This is a genomic window from Loktanella sp. F6476L (assembly GCF_023015725.1).
Lineage (GTDB): Bacteria > Pseudomonadota > Alphaproteobacteria > Rhodobacterales > Rhodobacteraceae > Yoonia.
The window spans coordinates 19203-35487 of sequence record NZ_JALKAR010000012.1; the positions used below are offsets into that span (position 1 = coordinate 19203).

Here is a 16285-nt window from a genome sequence, read left to right on the forward strand (position 1 = left end):
ATCGTTGCGCCTATATTACTGGGGTGCGGTCAGAAATAAAGTCCAGCGTTCGGTTTGTTGGGTGTCTACCTCAATAAAATTGGCGGACAAATAGCCGCGCAGCAAACATTCCTCATCGCCTCGAATCGTAAAACTGGCCGTTCCGATGCATAATGGGGTGCTTCCGGACAGGATTTCATTGCCAAATACATCTTGCGCAAAAATGTAGATATATCGGGCGGTCAATTGATCGCGGATCGTGTTCGCGCATTGATTCGGGCCAACAGTCCACCACCCGCGGGTGACGAAATCATTTTCCTCGAATTGACCGATTGCGACATTCACAACATCAAACGATTGATTACAAACAGCAAAAGTCGCACTTGCCATAGATGGCATTACCAGCGCGACCACACCAATTGCGAATTTCGCAACACTTTTTTGCAACCATGAATGAAAGTTATGCAGAAGCTGAACCATGTGGTATTCTTACCAAAACACCTCAGAAGGGCGAGCGCATAACGCACGTCGTGATGGCCTGCTTTGTTTTTGCCACATTCCCGTGGGACAAAGCGGTTGAGGAAAAAGCAGTATTTGAGGAAGATGTAATAATGAAAAAGACAGCACAGACTCTCTTTCGTACGTTTGCATGTGTCGCTTGCTTTGCATCGGCCCCATTTGCGGCGTCCGCCCAAGACACTGGTTCAACACAGCCACTTTTGATCGACGTCTTCCAAGACGGCACGCTGTACATCACATATGATGAATACCTCGAACGCCAGCGTCGCGTTCTGGCCGCCCGCAACGGTGGTCAAACAGCTGCACCATTGGCAATTCCAACGCGTCGCCCGGCTGTCACAGCACAGGTCGCGCGCAACTCGAGCGTGATGCAGTTGCAGGATCAGTGGCAAATTGGGGCGTTCCGTTAACATCTAATGTTGACACAACGCCCTGAATTGGGCCCAACTTAGCGCATAGTCAAAGCTGGGTGATCATCTAGCTGCTTTCTAATGCTCTGAGGTCCCCATGAAATTCCGTGCCGTCTCTTCGTTCTTCACCGCTGCCGCTGTGGCCTTTTCCATGGTAGCAGCGCCAGTCGCTGCCCAAGATGACCCGGAATTTGTTCTCGAACTCAATAACGCCGCAGAAACATCCGCTGGTGGGTGCCGCCTGACTTACGTGGCCACCAATCGCACTGGCGTCGATCTGTCCCAAGCCGCATACGAAGTTGCCGTCTTTAATGGCAGCGGGATCGTGTCACGTATCCTTGTGCTGGCCTTTGGTGAACTGCCAAACGGTAAGACCCGCATCGTCCAATTCGACATTTCCGATCAGCCCTGTGCCGATACATCCCGCATTGTGGTGAATGATGTGGCAGAATGCACCTTGGCCGAAGATGGGGCGACCGGAGACTTCTGTCTGTCTACATTATCGACAGCTTCTCGTGCATCATTGCAGTTTGGGCTTTGATCCCACAACCATAAGCATTTAAAGGGGTGGCGTGACGCAACTGCGTCCCCCTGTTTTCGCCGACAGTCAAATGTCGGCCTATTTTGATTGATAAAGGTTTCGCTATGAATGCCCCTGACCTCTCTGGTTTGAACACACCGACGATCATTGTGTTTGCTGTTCTTGGCCTCATGTCGATCATTTCGATCTCTGTGACGTTCTACAAAACATTCCAATTCGGGCGCATGGGCGTTGGCAAAGCCGGCAAGGCCGAACAAATCTTGCAAGATTGGTTGGGTGGCCGCGCTGATGAGGCATTCAAAGCAGCCAGCGAACGCAAATCCGTGCTGTCACGCGTGTTGCAGTCTGTCTTTTCCGGCCTGCAGGCCCGTCCAAATTCACCAGAGTTTGCCGAAGAACTGGGTCGCCAAGCAGCCCTTGTTGAATTGTCATCGATGACTAGCCGGATGCGTGTCCTTGAAACTGTTGTGCAGGCCGCACCGATGTTGGGTCTACTCGGGACTGTGATCGGGATGATCGACGCCTTCGCTACGCTCGCGACGGCAGACGGCACTGTGGACCCTGCCCTGCTTGCGGGTGGTATCTGGACCGCGTTGACCACCACCGCGGCTGGCCTTGCCATCGCGCTTGTCACTTACTTTGTCGCCACATGGCTCGAAGGTCGGATCGAAGGCGAACGTCAGTCCATCGAAACATTGATCTCGGCCGCCATTCACGGCCGCATCGACGCAGAGGCGACAGGTTAAGCAGGCGGTAAGGCGTAAACCATGGCCCTATCCAAACCCATAGCGTTACCAAGATCGCCCGCAAAATATCGTTTTGTGCTGACGCCGTTGGCGGACGCGATGTTCCAGCTACTGATCTTCTTCATGCTGTCGAGCAACCTCGCGCCCTATTCGCTGCTGACCATCCGTAGCGGTGCAACAGGCAGCCCTGAAGGCGGCGAAGCAGGTGCACAAGAACCAGCACCAGCACCTGCCGCACCGTTGGGTGACGTGGCTATCTGGAACGTTGATGCGGGTAATGTCGTTGTCGGCGGCCAGCAATTCGGGTTTGATCTGCTGGCTGATCTGGCCGCATCCCTGAATGCAGACGGCGATGCGTCGATCATCCTTGTCGTCCGCGATGAAGCGAACGTGCAGGATTTGTCTAGCGTGCTAGAAGCATTGGCCGCAGGCGGCATTTCCAACATCCAGATTGCAGGGGGGCCTTCCTGATGCGTCCTCTGCCGCAGGCCAAAAAACCAATCGCACTAGATGTGTCGCTGGCCATCGTGAACATCGTTTTGTTGCTGATCTTCTTCTTTCTCGCGACGGGCCAATTGCTGAACCCGCCTGCCGCCGACGTTGATCTTGCCGAAACATCTGAGCTGCCGCTTGATCAACTGCCGTCGCCGGTCCTAGTCGTTGTGGCCGACGGGTCATGGGAACTGGACGGCGCACCAGTGGCACCCGATCTGCTAGAGGTCGCGCTAGAACCGCTCGAACGTCCTTTGACCCTGCATATCCTCATGAACAAGGACGCACCCGCGACCAGCTTAATCTCGGTCATGAACCGTCCTGAACTGGCCGAAGCCGAATTGCGGCTCGTGACCCTGCGCACAGCGGGGGCCGAAGAATGAGCTTGGGACAAAAAGAAAAGGCAATCCATTGGGCCGAAGCGCTTGGTCTATCTGCTGCCGTACACGTCGGTGCCGCATACCTGTTGTTCAACTTCACCGTTGATCTCGACCGTTTGATGCCAGACGACGTTGACGAACGCCCCGATCTGCTGATCACGTCGCTTGTGCTCGATAACAACGCCATTGTCAGCGCGACCAGCCAAGCCGCACGCGTGGAAGAAGTCGAAGAAATCGATGCCGCGAACGAATTGAACGACGGGGCCTTTGTGGACCCCGAAACGCTCGATCCGGTCACTGAGACTGACGAAATCATCGACGCCGTTGTTCCGGAAGACCCCATCGAGGAAATCGAACCGGAACCGGAAGCCCCCGAAGAGGTTGTCGAAGAACCCGAAGCCGTGGCTGAAGTTGTCGAACCCGAAGCGGTCGAAGAAGTGCTTGAACCGGAAACTGTCGGCGAACCTGACGCGCCCGAAGAAGTCGCAGCTGTCGAAGAAGAACCCGAAACCGTTGATGGCACCGATTTGGTCGATACGCCGGAACCGGAAACCGCCCCAGAAGAAATCGAACCCATTGAACAGGCGTCGCTGGAACCGGAACCAATCAGTCCACTGCAACCCGAAGAACCCGAAACACTGGCACCATCCGGCACATCGCCGCTTGGGACTGGCACTGAAACGCTGACAGCAACCGCGCCTGCCGCGGCAGCACTTGTGCCTGAACGGATCGCACCGCGCGCCACGGGTATCGGCACAATCAGCACGGCCGCAGCAGCTGCGGCCGCCGCACCGCGTCCTGTTCGCAGCCTGCCGACCGTTGCACCCCCTGCCCCCGGCACCCCCGAAGCGGTGGTCAGCCAGTTGGTCAACCGTATCCGCACAAACGTCAGTGACACCTGTTTGATCGCCATCCCGCAGATGGCCGACAACGGCGCGCCTGAATTGCTGATCATGACCGCGACAGAAGCGGACGTCGCCCCATACGCCAGCGCAATTCTTGACGGGATCGAACCACGGCCAGGTCAACGGTCCGTGCTGATGGATCCGCGCCAATGTGCGGTGCTTGATTACCTGCGCCAAAACCGCAGCTACCCTGCGTTCCGCATGTCGTTCGGGCTTGAGGTCGATCAAATCACAAGCGGCGAACAACTGACAGGTGCTGTTGGCGGCACGGCTGGCCGTTACGTGTCCCTGATCCTGATCGATGATAACGGCGTGGTCCAAGACCTTGGTCAGTACCTGTCGTTCATTGGTGATCAAGCACGCTTTGACGTGCCATTGCGCCGCGCAGGTTCGACACGTGACACCAAGCAGCTTTTGGTGGCCATCGGCACAAACAGTCGCCCACGTGCAATCGACGAACAAAACGGTCAGCTTGCCGAAGACTATTTCGAAGCACTCACAGCAGAGGTCGGCACCAACGTGCCAATCGTCATGCTGCCCTTCGATGTAAGATAACATCGGGCCATTGGCCCGGTGCATTTGGCACCACAATCCGAAAAATAACGATTCTCCAATTATGGCGAAATAGTGGCGCAGGCTTTGCACACCCTGAAATTGTGCTCTCTTTTGGATAGTTTGCTATGCGACCTCATAGATCGGCTAGGCCGACGTTACCCAAACCATCCTCTCGGTCAGCGGAAAAAGCGACAAAATTTAGCTAAAACTATGTTCATCGCAACGAAGGACTGCCTGGGGGCATCCTGAATAAGGATAGAACATATGACCGACGGTCGACCAAAAGAACCAGGACGAGGCTGCCACCTCACGCCTGTAAAAACGCTAAGAATATCAGCGACTACGCCAAGAACAGGCACTGCTTTCAATGATATCGAAGGCAACTTCCTCGATCGCCTGTCGTCTCATGTGGATGACCTGCTGGCAGAAAAACAGCAATCCCAACGTACCCCGCGACGTCGTCGACATTGGTGCACGCACCTTTTGAAACGACTGACAGCAGACAACACAAACCGTCCCATTCAACGGCTTCCGTCGTCACCGATCGAAACAGGGCACACGCCCCCACAATCAACCTAAACGTTAAAACTGAAGTAAACCCAAGGAAATACCTATGCTTAAAATCACTTTCGCCGCAGTCACTTTGATCTCTCTCACCGCTTGCATGGACATCGATGGATCCGCGCAAAAGAACAAATTCGAAGGCAGCACATCAGGTTGTGCAAACCGTTCCGCCATTTCGCAGCAATATATGCAAAGCGTGAATGGTCTCGCCGTGCGCTGTGGCCCGCAGTCCGTTCTGCCAGTGACTTACCGCTAACAACACCACGCCAAGGCCCGCCAAACGGCGGGTCTTGGTTCTTTACGGTTTCAGATCAAAATAGCCGAGCGTCATGCCCGCTTCGCCATCGCGGCCCAAAATCTCGGCTTCGAGCAGTGGCATCACCGACGCGGCACTTGCCCCGTCCACAGTCGTCGCCGCCGCAATCAACGGCGCGTCAGCAGCCAATGCCACCAACACCTGAGGCTGCGCATCGCTGCCAGCGGGGGCGTTCAACGCAAAGCTAAACGTCGCACTGCCGTCTGCTTGTTCCGTCAAACGGTCCGTCAGGTTATAAACGCCACCCTGCGTCGTGACCAAAGCCAACCATACAGGCCGCCCGCGTCGATCAGACAATCGACCAACGATTGACCCGCCACTTTCCATGACATTGCTATCCAACGTCAGGATTGGTGCAGACCCGGGAATACCAGCTAGAATTTGCGCCAGATCGGCAACCGGACACTGGGTCGAGTCCAACGTAAATGACTGCATCGCTGGGGCCGCATCAAACAGCGCCTCGTATTCGGTCATCATCCCGTCAAAAACTGCCGCATCGTCGCTATAGGACGCGATTGTACCGGCTTGCGGTCCTGCCGACAGACGTTCTGCGAAACCACAACCGTCCTCATGGTAGCTCGCCAGAAACGCACCACGTGTCATTGGGCCATCAGGCGTTTGCGCGGCCTCGTCTGGCAATGGATCACCCGCAACTTCTTCTGGTGGGAAAATCAGGTCCGGGTTTTGCGAAACGTAATAGCCCCCCGCACCCAGCATCCCCAACAGGATCAACCAGCGTACAATGCCGCCAGCACCGCCCGATTTCTTCTCAGCGGTGCGTGCACCCGCCATCGTTTGACCAGGCTGGGATAGGTTCAGGCCAGTGGTCACACCGGTATTTGCGCCAAACGGGCTTTGCGATGTATCGCCGATGCCTGTGACAGGCACGATGCTGCGGGCACCACCTGGCGGGCTTTGTAGTCCCGTCGATGACACAAAGCTTTGCGGTTGCGCCGGCATTTCATTCCCCGGCGGAATGATCCCTTCGGCGCGCCCGTATTTCTCGGGAATTTGTTCGGGGTGATCCAAAAGCCGCGTGATGTCCGACATCGTCGCAGGACGATCAGCCGGATTTGGTTCCAGCATATGCGCCAACAGCGGCCGCAATGCCATGTCGATGTCGGTCAGGTCGGGGATACCACGACGGGCATCCACGGCCTCGACCACAGAACTCCCCATATCAATGGGTTCGCCACGCAGGGCGGCGGCCATCAGCAAACCAAGCCCGTAAATATCGGTACGCGGACCAATTTCACCACCAAAGTGGCCAAGCTGTTCAGGCGAGATATATTTGAACTTACCAGCCAACTGACCGTGCAACGTGCTTTCGGCCATTTCGCTTGATTTCGCGATACCAAAGTCGATCAGCACGGCTTCGTCGATGTCCCCGTCGCGCAGCATCACGTTGTCAGGCGACAGATCGCGGTGCACAACATCCATCGCATGCGCGCGCGCAAGGCCATCAGCCAAACGGTGCAGCAAACGATAGCCTTCTTCGCGCGTGATAGGCGCGACATCCTTGACGTGATCAGACAACGCGATCCCGTCGATGAATTCCATGATCAGACAGAAACGGTCCAGTTCGGCATCACGAACAAAGTTATAGTACCGCACGATGGATTTATCGGACAAACCACAAAGCACCTTGGCTTCGCGCTTGAACAGGTTCGCGATTTTTTCGTCATGAGCGAGCGATTGCAGAACAATCTTAATCGCCACGGCATCACCCGTGAACGTGTTTTCGCCACGGAACACTTCGCCCATACCACCCGCACTGATCAGCTGGGTAATCGCGTAGTTGTTGTTGATGACCGTGCCAATCGGCACAGCGCCACCATCCGCAACAGGCGGTGGCGGGGATGGCATCGGTGCAGGCGTCGGCACAGCTGGAGGAGCCGTCACAACGGGCGGCGCTGTCGGTTCAACAGGTTGCGGCGGTGCCGGGACGACAACAGGCTCAGGCTCAGGCTCAGGCTCAGGCTCAGGCTCAGGCTCAGGCTCAGGCTCAGGCTCAGGCTCAGGCTCAGGCTCAGGCTCAGGCTCAGGCTCAGGAATATTTTCTGGATCAACGGCCTGCGCAACCGGATCAACAGGCAATTCTTCAGGCGGCGTTGTCACGACAGGTTCGGCAGGCTCAACCTCCAAAACCTCGGGTGCCGCAACGAGCGGCGACGTTGGGCTAATTGCAAATGGGTCGTCGTCAGGGGTCGCAAAGGGATCTTCGATCGGGCTTTCAACAGGATCCTCAAGCGGCGCTTCGCTTGGTAATTCTGCTGGCGCAGGGTCTTCCACAGGCGGGGCGTCCGGCGTTTCGTCTGGTGTATCGACAGGGGCTTCAACAGGTTCATCTTGCGGAACTTCCGCAGGTGCGTCTTCAGGCACCTCAACAGGCGGATCAACGGGCGCCGGTGGTTGCGTACCCTCTGCCGTCATCGCGTCGTCCGACGCGGGCGGGATCGTGCCTGCATCTTCGACAGCATCAGCGGTCGGCGGGACTGTCGCACCGAACCCTGCTAACGGGCTACCCGCAATAATCGTGCGATCATTGTCCACAGGCGGCTGCTTTTTGGGCGGCATAATCGGCGGCAGCGACGCAATCTTTGTTTTATCGTCGTCGTCGTCACTCATGTCCAAATATCCACATCAGACGGGGCGACAGTGACGACAACGGCGGTGGTGTTGTCTTTCGCACCACGTTCAAGCGTTTGGGCAATCAACATGTCACAGGCTTCCTGCGGGGTCGTCGCGGCATGCAGAAGGGCCTGCAGATCGGCGTCGGAATTGTGTTCGGTCAACCCGTCAGAACACAGCAGAAACACATCACCGGCCCGCACATTGCCTGTCACCATATCGCAGTTGGGGTCTTCCGACACGCCAATCGCGCGGGTGATCACGTTCTTGCGCGGCCATGTCTCTGCCTCTTCGGGCGTGATCATGCCTGCCTCGAGCAATTCGCGAACCTCTGTGTGGTCATTGGTTAGCTGTTCCAGCAGGCCGTCACGCATGCGGTAGATACGGCTATCACCAGACCAAATGCAGGAAAATTCAGCTTCGAAGATCAGCAGACCAACAAGGGTCGCACCGACGGTGCCGCCCCCAAGGCTTTCGGCATGGGCCCGAATTTGATGATGTGCGCGCCCAAGCCGTTCCATGAACCGCGCTTGCAGATCAGTGGTCGAAATCGAAAACCCGACAGACGCCATTTCGCCGGTAATCGTCTGGCTGGCATAATCACCCGCGTCATGGCCACCCATGCCGTCGGCAACCACCCAAATGCCTTGATCAGGGCGGACAACAAAGCTGTCTTCATTGTGATCCCGCACGCAACCCGTATCGGTGGCGCCGCCAGTCTCAATCTTAAAATAGTCGTTTGGCATCGCGTCGTTCCTAATGGGTTGGCTGCGGTACGTCCGCAGTCTCTTGTTCTATGGCGCCTTCGTCAGGCTCTGTTTCGGGAGCCGGTGCGCGGACAGCGTCCGTCATCAGCCAGTTTATCACATCAGCAGATTGCAATTGATCGGCAGCATGGATCGCAACACCACCAGGGCCGTGGACCCACATGTAGGATCGGCACACAGCGGCGCGGGCGTGGTCCGCAATCGCGATATCTTCGGCCAATCCTGTCAGGTCACCATCAGGCCGCACAGCCCAGAAATCAGGCGTGCTGTCATCGCGTAGGGCAACCATCGGGGCGGTCAGGTTCAGCAGATGGGCTGCAAATTCGTCGGCACCATCGCCAGTGCGGCGCACAAAACTGTCCAGCGCTTCACCCAGCGCGTCGTACAATTCCGGTCCGCTATCCAAAACAGGTGGCAACTGACCGCAATGGGTCACACCAGCCACCATCGGGAAACGCCGACCGACTTTATCCTGCGCAGGGCGGATCAATCCGCAAATACCACCGGGGACAATAGCAGCACCCAACCAGAACCGAATTTCGGGCGCATGGTCAAACCGCTGTTGCCACGTCCCTTCGTCAATGCCGCGCAACGCGGGTAACATCCGGTTGAGCCACCCTTCCAGAATTGCCTGTGTTTCAGATGGTAAACCGCCCGTCACAAAATCACCAAAAGACGGGTGTTTGCCATATAGACCAATTGACGGTGTCACGACGCTTCCCTCCATCAGTCTAGGCTCTGCGGGCAGCTGAACTCTGACAGCTCAGGCATGGTGAACGGGTTCGACGCGGTGTTGAACCCGATGTCGTAGGAGATCGACCGGCCGCCGACGTTGAACGTCGCCCGTACAGTGTTGCCTGTCCGCTGTGTCGAAGCCGCCGCGCGCATGAAATTCACGAACGTCCATTGGCCGCCGCGGAATTCCATCGTCGAATTGCGATCAAGCGTCGGGAACACCTGCAACGTTGTGGATGCACCCGCACCGGGCCATGTCACCGTCTTGGGCGGATCACCCGCCGCCGTGATAGTATTCACGCCGTTAATTTCCAAATGCGCCTGTTCAATCGTCGGGTGCGATGCCTCGTGCGAGATCGTGATCTGCACCTCGGGGTTCGTGCCCCCTGCTCCAAAGAACGCGCGCCTGATCTTGATAGCACGGTCAAACTGGCGAATTGCAGAGGTGGACAAACGATCAGCCAGCGGGCTGTTCGGATCAACGGCAAGCCCGTCACCGGTCGCTAAAACATGCGGTGCAAGATAGGTGTTATAATACACATCCATATCACCACCCGGACCAAAGAAACGACCGAAGTCAGCTGTCGGCACTTGGCGTTGCGAATTCGAGAACGGGAAGAAATCCGTAATCGTCGCACGGCATACTTGGGTGATTGTGTTGTTCAACGCACGGTTCATTTCAGCCAATGTGGCATCTGTCGCTTCCGATCGGAAATCGCTTTCCGCGTCATTTACGATCTTGCGCAACGCCTGCGGCAGACGTGAATTGTTTCGCGTCAGGTTCGACAACAACTGCGGCAGCAACGCCGCTGATTGCGCAGGGTTCGACGCCGCTAGGCGCAGGTTCCCACGGATCGCTTCCAGATCGGCAAGCACGATATCTATCGGACGTTGGCCTTCCGGACCTTCCAACAGGATATGCCAGCTTTCAAACACTTGGGTCAGCCGTTCGACAGATCGCGTTGGGCTATCGCCACCACTGCTGCCGTTCACGCGGGTCTGATCCTTGTTCGAATTCCGCACAGAATCCGTCAGAATCCGCAACGTACGCGGACCGCGCCGCAACGTGTCCCGCGCAACAAAGGCACCGACATCGCCAGCTGCGTTTTCAGCAACGCTACCGCCTTCACCACCCGCCAATTGCGCGGCAAGCGCGTCTAATTCGCGTGTCAGTTTTGTTTCGTTGTCCACAGCTTTCACAAGTTGCAAAATCGGGGACGCAAACGGCGCAGCCGCAACAGCAAGCGTGTCATAAAGCGGCGCATCAGCCGACATATTCGCAAGCCGGATTTCATCGAACATCGCGAGCCACGCAGATTCAAAATCGCGGCGATACATCGTTTGCAACGCCTGATCCAAACCGGCCATCTGGCTGTCAAAATTCACAAGCGACGCTTGATCACCCAACACCCATTTATCCGCTTCCAGCGCATCTCCGACTTCTGTCAACTGTTCAAAAAAGAAGCTCCAGAAACCTTCGTAGGTATACAGACCTTCAATCGTCACCGTGCTCAGATCAGATCCGTCAACGGTTTCGAACACCAGACTGCCCTGCACGCCAAGCGCATTTTCCAGTTGGAAATCAAGCAGGCCAGCGGCCTTGGAACGGTCCTTGATCAGCGCATAAGCCTGATCCGCCAGTGACATCTGCACAATCGCAGACCGCGCATTCGTGATTGTCGTCTCGTCCAGTTTCACACCAACATCGCGCCGCCCATCAAGCGTCAGCATCGCGTCCAGATGGCTGGCCAATGTTTCGCGGGTATCAAGGCCGTTCAGGCCTGTGAATTGGTCAAACCAAAGGTCATCAAAGAACGTCTTGATGGCGTCGTCGTCGGATTGGTCCTCGGTCTCACCCAGCAGCAGATACACTTTCAACGCCCGGTAAATTTCAGCGGGTTCTTCTGTATTACGCAGCTCGGCCAGACGTGTTTCAAGGTCCAGAATAAGACGCGGCCGGAACATCTGTTCCAGCGCATCAGCGTAAGCATTTTCGGTGGCGGCACTCAGCCGATCACGTTGGCCAAGCCCGAAACCTTCCCAGATCGTCGGCTCCGCGGTTTCACCATAGCCCGCAGGCATCAGGCGCAAGCTCTCCAGATAGGGCAAAATCGGTTCCAACGCGGAATCATCAACTTCTGTTCGCGCGATTTCAACTTGGGCCGCACGCGAATAGGTCGCGGCTTCTGTTTCGGCGACATTCACCAAATTGCGGTTGTTCCAGAAACTGATCCCGAAAACAGCCAACATCGCAGCCGTCGCGACACCGATCGCACCAAGGCTGACAGCACGCAAAACTGCCGTCCGGCGGACAGCGCCCATATCGTGCGACACCCAATCACGTTCCTCGAAGATCACCTTTTTCAGCAGGTCGTGGATAAAGAAACTCTTCCCCTGGCCCGACATAAACGCAGGCGCCATACCCGCACTTGCATCCGCGGTCTGGGACATCGCACCCAGCACTTGGTCAATCGGCGTGCCTTCTTGGGTACCCGACGTGAAATAAAACCCGCGCAAGATCGCGTTTGTGTTGTGTTTTGATGGCGCAAAAACGCGGCGCAGGAATTCAGACACGTTATCGCGCATCAACGCCATTTGACCGGGCAGACCAAAGATCGCGACGCGCGAAATGCCGTCCGGTTCTTCGGACAAACGGTCAATCAATTCATCAGACAAGCGGCTGACAAGTTTATCGAATTCCGGCTTCACCTGCTCGAACGTGTCTTCCTTGCGGTCCTTCGTCTGGAACGTAACACCCCAAACATTCTTGCGGCGATTGACGTTAAAGCTGCTGAAATACTCGCGGAAACCGCTGATCAAATCGGACTTCGTAAACAGCACATAAACAGGGAAATCGACGCGCAGATGTTCGTGAAGTTCACCCAAACGCGCCCGCACAGTTTCCGCGTGATCAGACAATTCCTGATCGTTCATCGTCATCATGTCTTCGGCAGAAAACGCCAGCATCACGCCGTTGATCGGCTGGTTCGGGCGTGACTTTTTCAGCAGCTCAAGGAACGACGTCCAGCTCGCGGAATCCGCCGACGAATTGCTGTCCTGGGTCGTATAACGGCCCGCCGTGTCGATCATGATCGCGTCTTCGGCAAACCACCAATCGCAGTAGCGCGTACCGCCGAACCCTTCCATGCCGCCGTCGTCACCGTCGTCGCCAGACACGGGAAATTCGATGCCGGAATTGCGCAGCGCTGTTGTTTTACCAGCACCCGGCGGGCCGATAATCACGTACCATGGCAGATCATAAAGATAGGTCGCGCCGCCGGATTTTTTCAGCTTGGCAAGCGCGCCAGACATCTTTTCAGACAGAACCTTACCGTCGCCTTCGGGTTCAGGCGCGATCAGTTCGGCTTCCATTTCGGCGGCAAGTTTGCGGCGCTTACGCCACTTGAAAAACTGGACGATCAGGATGATCGAAATGATGACACCCAGCACAACGGCCCGCAGCCAAATGGTCTGGAAAATCGCCAGCGGGATCATCGGGAACCCGAACCAAATGGCTATGAACAGACACAAAATCCCCAGCACAATCGCGGGGATACGCATCCAAGGACGCCATTTGAAAATCTTCTTCATCTACTGCGCCTCAGTCTCTTCGCTCGCCGCCTCTTCGGGCGCTTCAGCTTGGTCGTCTTCAAATGTGCCATTGCGGGCAATCAGGATTTCCACACGCCGGTTCAGCGCTTGGCCTTCGCGGGTGTCGTTTGTCGCAATCGGGTCTGCTTCGCCACGACCTTCGACACTGATCCGGCTTGGATCTGTGATCAGATCGTTCAACACCGTTTGCACGCCTTCAGCACGGGCAACGGACAGTTCGAGGTTCGTTTTGTAACGCCCCCGACCAGACGCCGGAATACCATCAGTGAAACCTTGAACGATGATCGGACCGGATTCTGCATTCAGGGTCGCTGCGATCTTTTCGGCAACCGGACCAAAGGCGTCTTTCACCTCTGCCTGACCACTTTCGAACAACAGCGCGTTGCCAACACGGACAAAGATGAACTGGCCTTTTTCACCAATCTCAACCGAACCATCGGCGATCTGCGGGGCAAGACTTTGCGTGATCCGTTCAAGCTGGGTGGTGTCCACAACAGGCACATATTCTTTCGCAGCGACCGACCGGATCAGACTGATCTGCGCCACGTTCGGATGCATCAGGTTCAACGTCCGTGCGACGTCATTGCCCTGATTGTTAATGTACGTTGACAAGCCAGCGTAGCTACCAACCACAACAACTGCAGCCACTGCACCAACGATCCACATCGGAATAGCGCCGTAGCGTTTTGTGCCACTCAGCGGAACAGCGGCCCAATTGACCGAGATATCTTCGTCAGGGCGCGGCTGCACACGGCGCAGTGTTTCATAGATCGCGGCGCGAATACGCGACAATTCCATGCCACCATTCGGGGCGGTCCGGTATTGACCTTCAAACCCAAGAGATAGGCACACAAGCATCAATTCCAGCAGTTGATAACGCTGACCTGGGGCTTGCATCGCCTTTTCGGCCTCTTGGAAAAAGCCGACCCCTGAATCGCGCTTTTGAAAAAACTGGGCGACCATCGAATATTCAATCCAACGGCCACGATCCGCACCGGGCAAGTTCTGGACGATATCATCGGCAGTACCACACAGCGCATATTTCGCGATCTGGGCTTCCATCGGATCAGCGCCACCATTGATGGCGTTCTGTTCAAACATGCCGATTTCATTGACGACGTGTTGCATCAGCGGTTCGGCCTGCATTTCGACCATGCCTGTCCGCAGGCGACCAAACAGGATCAACAGGTTCGCGGCAGCGGCAAGCAACGGGTTCGACGGACCACCGGCCCCAAGACCGGTCGCCTTCAACGCTTCTTGCAAACCAATCTGGGGACCCTTGTGTACCGGCTGCGGTGCAGGTGCTTTTTCCTGACCGGGGAAGAAACCTTGTGCACCCTGACCGGGTGTTGGCTGACCAATGTTGGCCTGTGGATAAGGGCTAGGTGCCGCTGGCTGTTGTGGGACGGACCCACCAATCCACGTGTTGCCACCGGCAGGTGGCTGCTGGTTTCCATAGGTATTTGCCGGTGCCGCAGGGGCCTGCTGGCCAAACGGGTTTTGCGACGCTGGCGGTGCGGCGGGTTGCGCGGGCGGGATCGGCGGCGCGGACCCGGGGCGTGGTGGCACAGGCAGCGATCCCCCAATGACCGTGCGATCCCCACCTGGTGCAGGGGGTTTGCGCGCAGGTTGGTTCGTTGGCTGAACAGGAAGCTTGCCGCCAAAGACGGTTTTGTCGTTTTCGTCAGCCATCTACGACTTCTCCGGGATTGCCCACAGTTCCAATTTCATATCCGCCCAGTCACCGGCAAAATGCATCCCGATGGCGGGGGCGGTCGAAAATTCTTGCCACAACGGGGTATTCTTCTCGAGCAGGAAGTACACATTCGACGACACCACACGGATTTGACGCGGCGGGTTCGGCAAATGGACCAGATTGATGCCCGGCAGGTTGTTCATCACAATCTCGGACATGCGGGTGTTTGGACCCAGCTTGCACAGTTGCGGGAACTGCTGCTGGACTTGCGTCAGCGGCTTGCCAACTTCGACTTCGACCACAAAGGTCGCGTCGCGGAACAGGTTCCGATCGGCCACTTCGGCGATGAAAGAATTCTGACGCACCTGCTTAAGATCAAGCCGGACTGCGCGGCCAACATCACGTGCCAGCAGCCGTTGAATATCTTGAACGATAGGCGTGAACGTCGCTTTCGGATCAGCATGATCATATGTGCCGTAATCACGCGCCATCCGATCGCCGTCGTTGAACGTGGACAGCTCGCCTGCGAAAGAAATCAGCTTTTCGTACATTCGTTCAGGATGGACCGCATGGGATTTCGCGTAATGACGCAAAATCGGAATTTCACGGTTCAGCGTCATCAGCATCAGATAATCAGTCGCTTGCATCCCACCACCCGCAGACGGGTCGGCGGCGTAACGCGCGAGGCTCTCCAGCTTGGCTTCAACCCAGCCGATGACACGGGTCAGGTATCCCATGACCACAGGATGCACACCCACGATCAACGCAGGCGGGGCGACGGTTGTATCAAGCGTGATCACACCATCGCGGATTTCTGCGATCTTTGCGATGCGCAGGCATTGATAGCCCGGCTTCGTCGATTTGCGGATATCCAGTTCCAGACGCGGAATAGCCGTTTCGATTTGATGTTCGATCCGCGTGGCCGACGCGTTGTCGGCAATCGTGGCCGACGACAACGCATATCGGGTCGCGGCCGCATCTTCGCCAAGACCAACATCACGCCCGTTCTGGCTGATATCTGGCAAGGTCAACCAAACGGAAAGACCAGCGGCATCATCGTCGACACTGACAGGGGTCGGCAGATCGCCCATGGAAGGCGCATCAAACGGGCCACCGTCCGGCATGATCCCTGTGACGCTGCGCAAACCGATCCGGCCTTGTTGCAACATATCGTTGTCGATTGTCATCTCGGACAAACCCCACGGATAGGGGGTGATTACATCTGTGCGAGCCGTGATCAGGCGTTCTAGATACCGGTCACTTTGCTGAAGATGTTGGGGCTGGAGGAAAAGACCTTCTTTCCAAGCAACCTTGCTATACCAAGACATGATTATCCAATCGTTCAAAATGCAGCTTTTGCAATGCTGCAACTTTGTTCCGCCGCGACCCTTTGGTCAAGGGAACAACGAAAAACTTACTGTTCCCCAAAAGGGTGCC

General features: G+C 56.4%; 14 protein-coding genes. 7 read left to right on the forward strand and 7 right to left on the reverse strand.

Annotated elements, in window-relative coordinates; genetic code table 11:
* Positions 1-15: 15 nt before the first annotated feature.
* Entirely contained in the window at positions 16-459 is a 444-nt protein-coding gene (locus tag MWU61_RS17280; protein ID WP_247129717.1) for a DUF1036 domain-containing protein, read from the reverse strand.
* A gap of 131 nt (positions 460-590) precedes the next feature.
* Between MWU61_RS17280 and MWU61_RS17285 the strand changes: the two genes are divergently transcribed.
* The 7 genes from MWU61_RS17285 (at position 591) to MWU61_RS17315 (ending at position 5347) form a co-directional block, all read left to right on the forward strand.
* Positions 591-908, forward strand: a complete 318-nt coding sequence (locus MWU61_RS17285; RefSeq protein WP_247129718.1) for a hypothetical protein — start codon at positions 591-593, stop codon at positions 906-908.
* Positions 909-1005: 97 nt separating this feature from the next.
* The gene (locus tag MWU61_RS17290; protein ID WP_247129719.1) at positions 1006-1449 is read left to right on the forward strand and encodes a hypothetical protein; all 444 of its coding nucleotides are present in this window, start codon (positions 1006-1008) and stop codon (positions 1447-1449) included.
* 104 nt (positions 1450-1553) lie between these two features.
* The gene (locus MWU61_RS17295; protein WP_247129720.1) at positions 1554-2195 is read left to right on the forward strand and encodes a MotA/TolQ/ExbB proton channel family protein; all 642 of its coding nucleotides are present in this window, start codon (positions 1554-1556) and stop codon (positions 2193-2195) included.
* A 21-nt stretch (positions 2196-2216) separates the two neighbouring features.
* Entirely contained in the window at positions 2217-2666 is a 450-nt protein-coding gene (locus tag MWU61_RS17300; protein ID WP_247129721.1) for a biopolymer transporter ExbD, read from the forward strand.
* Positions 2666-3070: a biopolymer transporter ExbD gene (locus tag MWU61_RS17305; protein WP_247129722.1), complete on the forward strand. Its 405-nt coding sequence runs from the start codon at positions 2666-2668 to the stop codon at positions 3068-3070. The genes MWU61_RS17300 and MWU61_RS17305 overlap by 1 nt, the downstream gene beginning before the upstream one ends.
* Entirely contained in the window at positions 3067-4527 is a 1461-nt protein-coding gene (locus MWU61_RS17310) for a hypothetical protein (RefSeq protein WP_247129723.1), read from the forward strand. The genes MWU61_RS17305 and MWU61_RS17310 overlap by 4 nt, the downstream gene beginning before the upstream one ends.
* A gap of 613 nt (positions 4528-5140) precedes the next feature.
* Positions 5141-5347, forward strand: a complete 207-nt coding sequence (locus tag MWU61_RS17315; protein ID WP_247129724.1) for a hypothetical protein — start codon at positions 5141-5143, stop codon at positions 5345-5347.
* A gap of 42 nt (positions 5348-5389) precedes the next feature.
* On the opposite strand, the gene MWU61_RS17320 is transcribed toward MWU61_RS17315, so the two are convergent.
* Genes MWU61_RS17320 through tssK form a run of 6 tightly spaced genes read right to left on the reverse strand, consistent with a single transcriptional unit; the run spans position 5390 to position 16176 of the window.
* Positions 5390-8035 carry a serine/threonine-protein kinase gene (locus tag MWU61_RS17320; RefSeq protein WP_247129725.1) on the reverse strand — a complete coding sequence of 882 codons (2646 nt, stop codon included), beginning with the start codon at positions 8033-8035 and terminating at the stop codon, positions 5390-5392.
* Entirely contained in the window at positions 8032-8784 is a 753-nt protein-coding gene (locus MWU61_RS17325) for a protein phosphatase 2C domain-containing protein (RefSeq protein WP_247129726.1), read from the reverse strand. Before MWU61_RS17325 ends, MWU61_RS17320 begins: the two co-directional genes overlap by 4 nt.
* A 10-nt stretch (positions 8785-8794) precedes the next feature.
* Positions 8795-9517: a type VI secretion system-associated protein TagF gene (tagF, locus tag MWU61_RS17330; RefSeq protein ID WP_247129727.1), complete on the reverse strand. Its 723-nt coding sequence runs from the start codon at positions 9515-9517 to the stop codon at positions 8795-8797.
* Positions 9518-9531: 14 nt separating this feature from the next.
* On the reverse strand, positions 9532-13131 hold the full coding sequence (gene tssM, locus MWU61_RS17335) for a type VI secretion system membrane subunit TssM (protein WP_247129728.1): 3600 nt from the start codon (positions 13129-13131) through the stop codon (positions 9532-9534).
* Entirely contained in the window at positions 13132-14844 is a 1713-nt protein-coding gene (icmH, locus tag MWU61_RS17340; protein WP_247129729.1) for a type IVB secretion system protein IcmH/DotU, read from the reverse strand.
* The gene (gene tssK, locus MWU61_RS17345; protein ID WP_247129730.1) at positions 14845-16176 is read right to left on the reverse strand and encodes a type VI secretion system baseplate subunit TssK; all 1332 of its coding nucleotides are present in this window, start codon (positions 16174-16176) and stop codon (positions 14845-14847) included.
* Positions 16177-16285: the final 109 nt, after the last annotated feature.

What these genes read in the sequence shown, in the direction of transcription:
- MWU61_RS17320 (WP_247129725.1), bottom strand. Translation starts at nt 8,035, where the DNA reads ATGAGTGACGACGACGACGATAAAACAAAGATTGCGTCGCTGCCGCCG.
- icmH (WP_247129729.1), bottom strand. Translation starts at nt 14,844, where the DNA reads ATGGCTGACGAAAACGACAAAACCGTCTTTGGCGGCAAGCTTCCTGTT.
- MWU61_RS17280 (WP_247129717.1), bottom strand. Translation starts at nt 459, where the DNA reads ATGGTTCAGCTTCTGCATAACTTTCATTCATGGTTGCAAAAAAGTGTT.
- MWU61_RS17310 (WP_247129723.1), top strand. Translation starts at nt 3,067, where the DNA reads ATGAGCTTGGGACAAAAAGAAAAGGCAATCCATTGGGCCGAAGCGCTT.
- MWU61_RS17285 (WP_247129718.1), top strand. Translation starts at nt 591, where the DNA reads ATGAAAAAGACAGCACAGACTCTCTTTCGTACGTTTGCATGTGTCGCT.
- MWU61_RS17325 (WP_247129726.1), bottom strand. Translation starts at nt 8,784, where the DNA reads ATGCCAAACGACTATTTTAAGATTGAGACTGGCGGCGCCACCGATACG.
- MWU61_RS17315 (WP_247129724.1), top strand. Translation starts at nt 5,141, where the DNA reads ATGCTTAAAATCACTTTCGCCGCAGTCACTTTGATCTCTCTCACCGCT.
- MWU61_RS17290 (WP_247129719.1), top strand. Translation starts at nt 1,006, where the DNA reads ATGAAATTCCGTGCCGTCTCTTCGTTCTTCACCGCTGCCGCTGTGGCC.
- MWU61_RS17300 (WP_247129721.1), top strand. Translation starts at nt 2,217, where the DNA reads ATGGCCCTATCCAAACCCATAGCGTTACCAAGATCGCCCGCAAAATAT.
- MWU61_RS17295 (WP_247129720.1), top strand. Translation starts at nt 1,554, where the DNA reads ATGAATGCCCCTGACCTCTCTGGTTTGAACACACCGACGATCATTGTG.
- tssK (WP_247129730.1), bottom strand. Translation starts at nt 16,176, where the DNA reads ATGTCTTGGTATAGCAAGGTTGCTTGGAAAGAAGGTCTTTTCCTCCAG.
- tssM (WP_247129728.1), bottom strand. Translation starts at nt 13,131, where the DNA reads ATGAAGAAGATTTTCAAATGGCGTCCTTGGATGCGTATCCCCGCGATT.
- MWU61_RS17305 (WP_247129722.1), top strand. Translation starts at nt 2,666, where the DNA reads ATGCGTCCTCTGCCGCAGGCCAAAAAACCAATCGCACTAGATGTGTCG.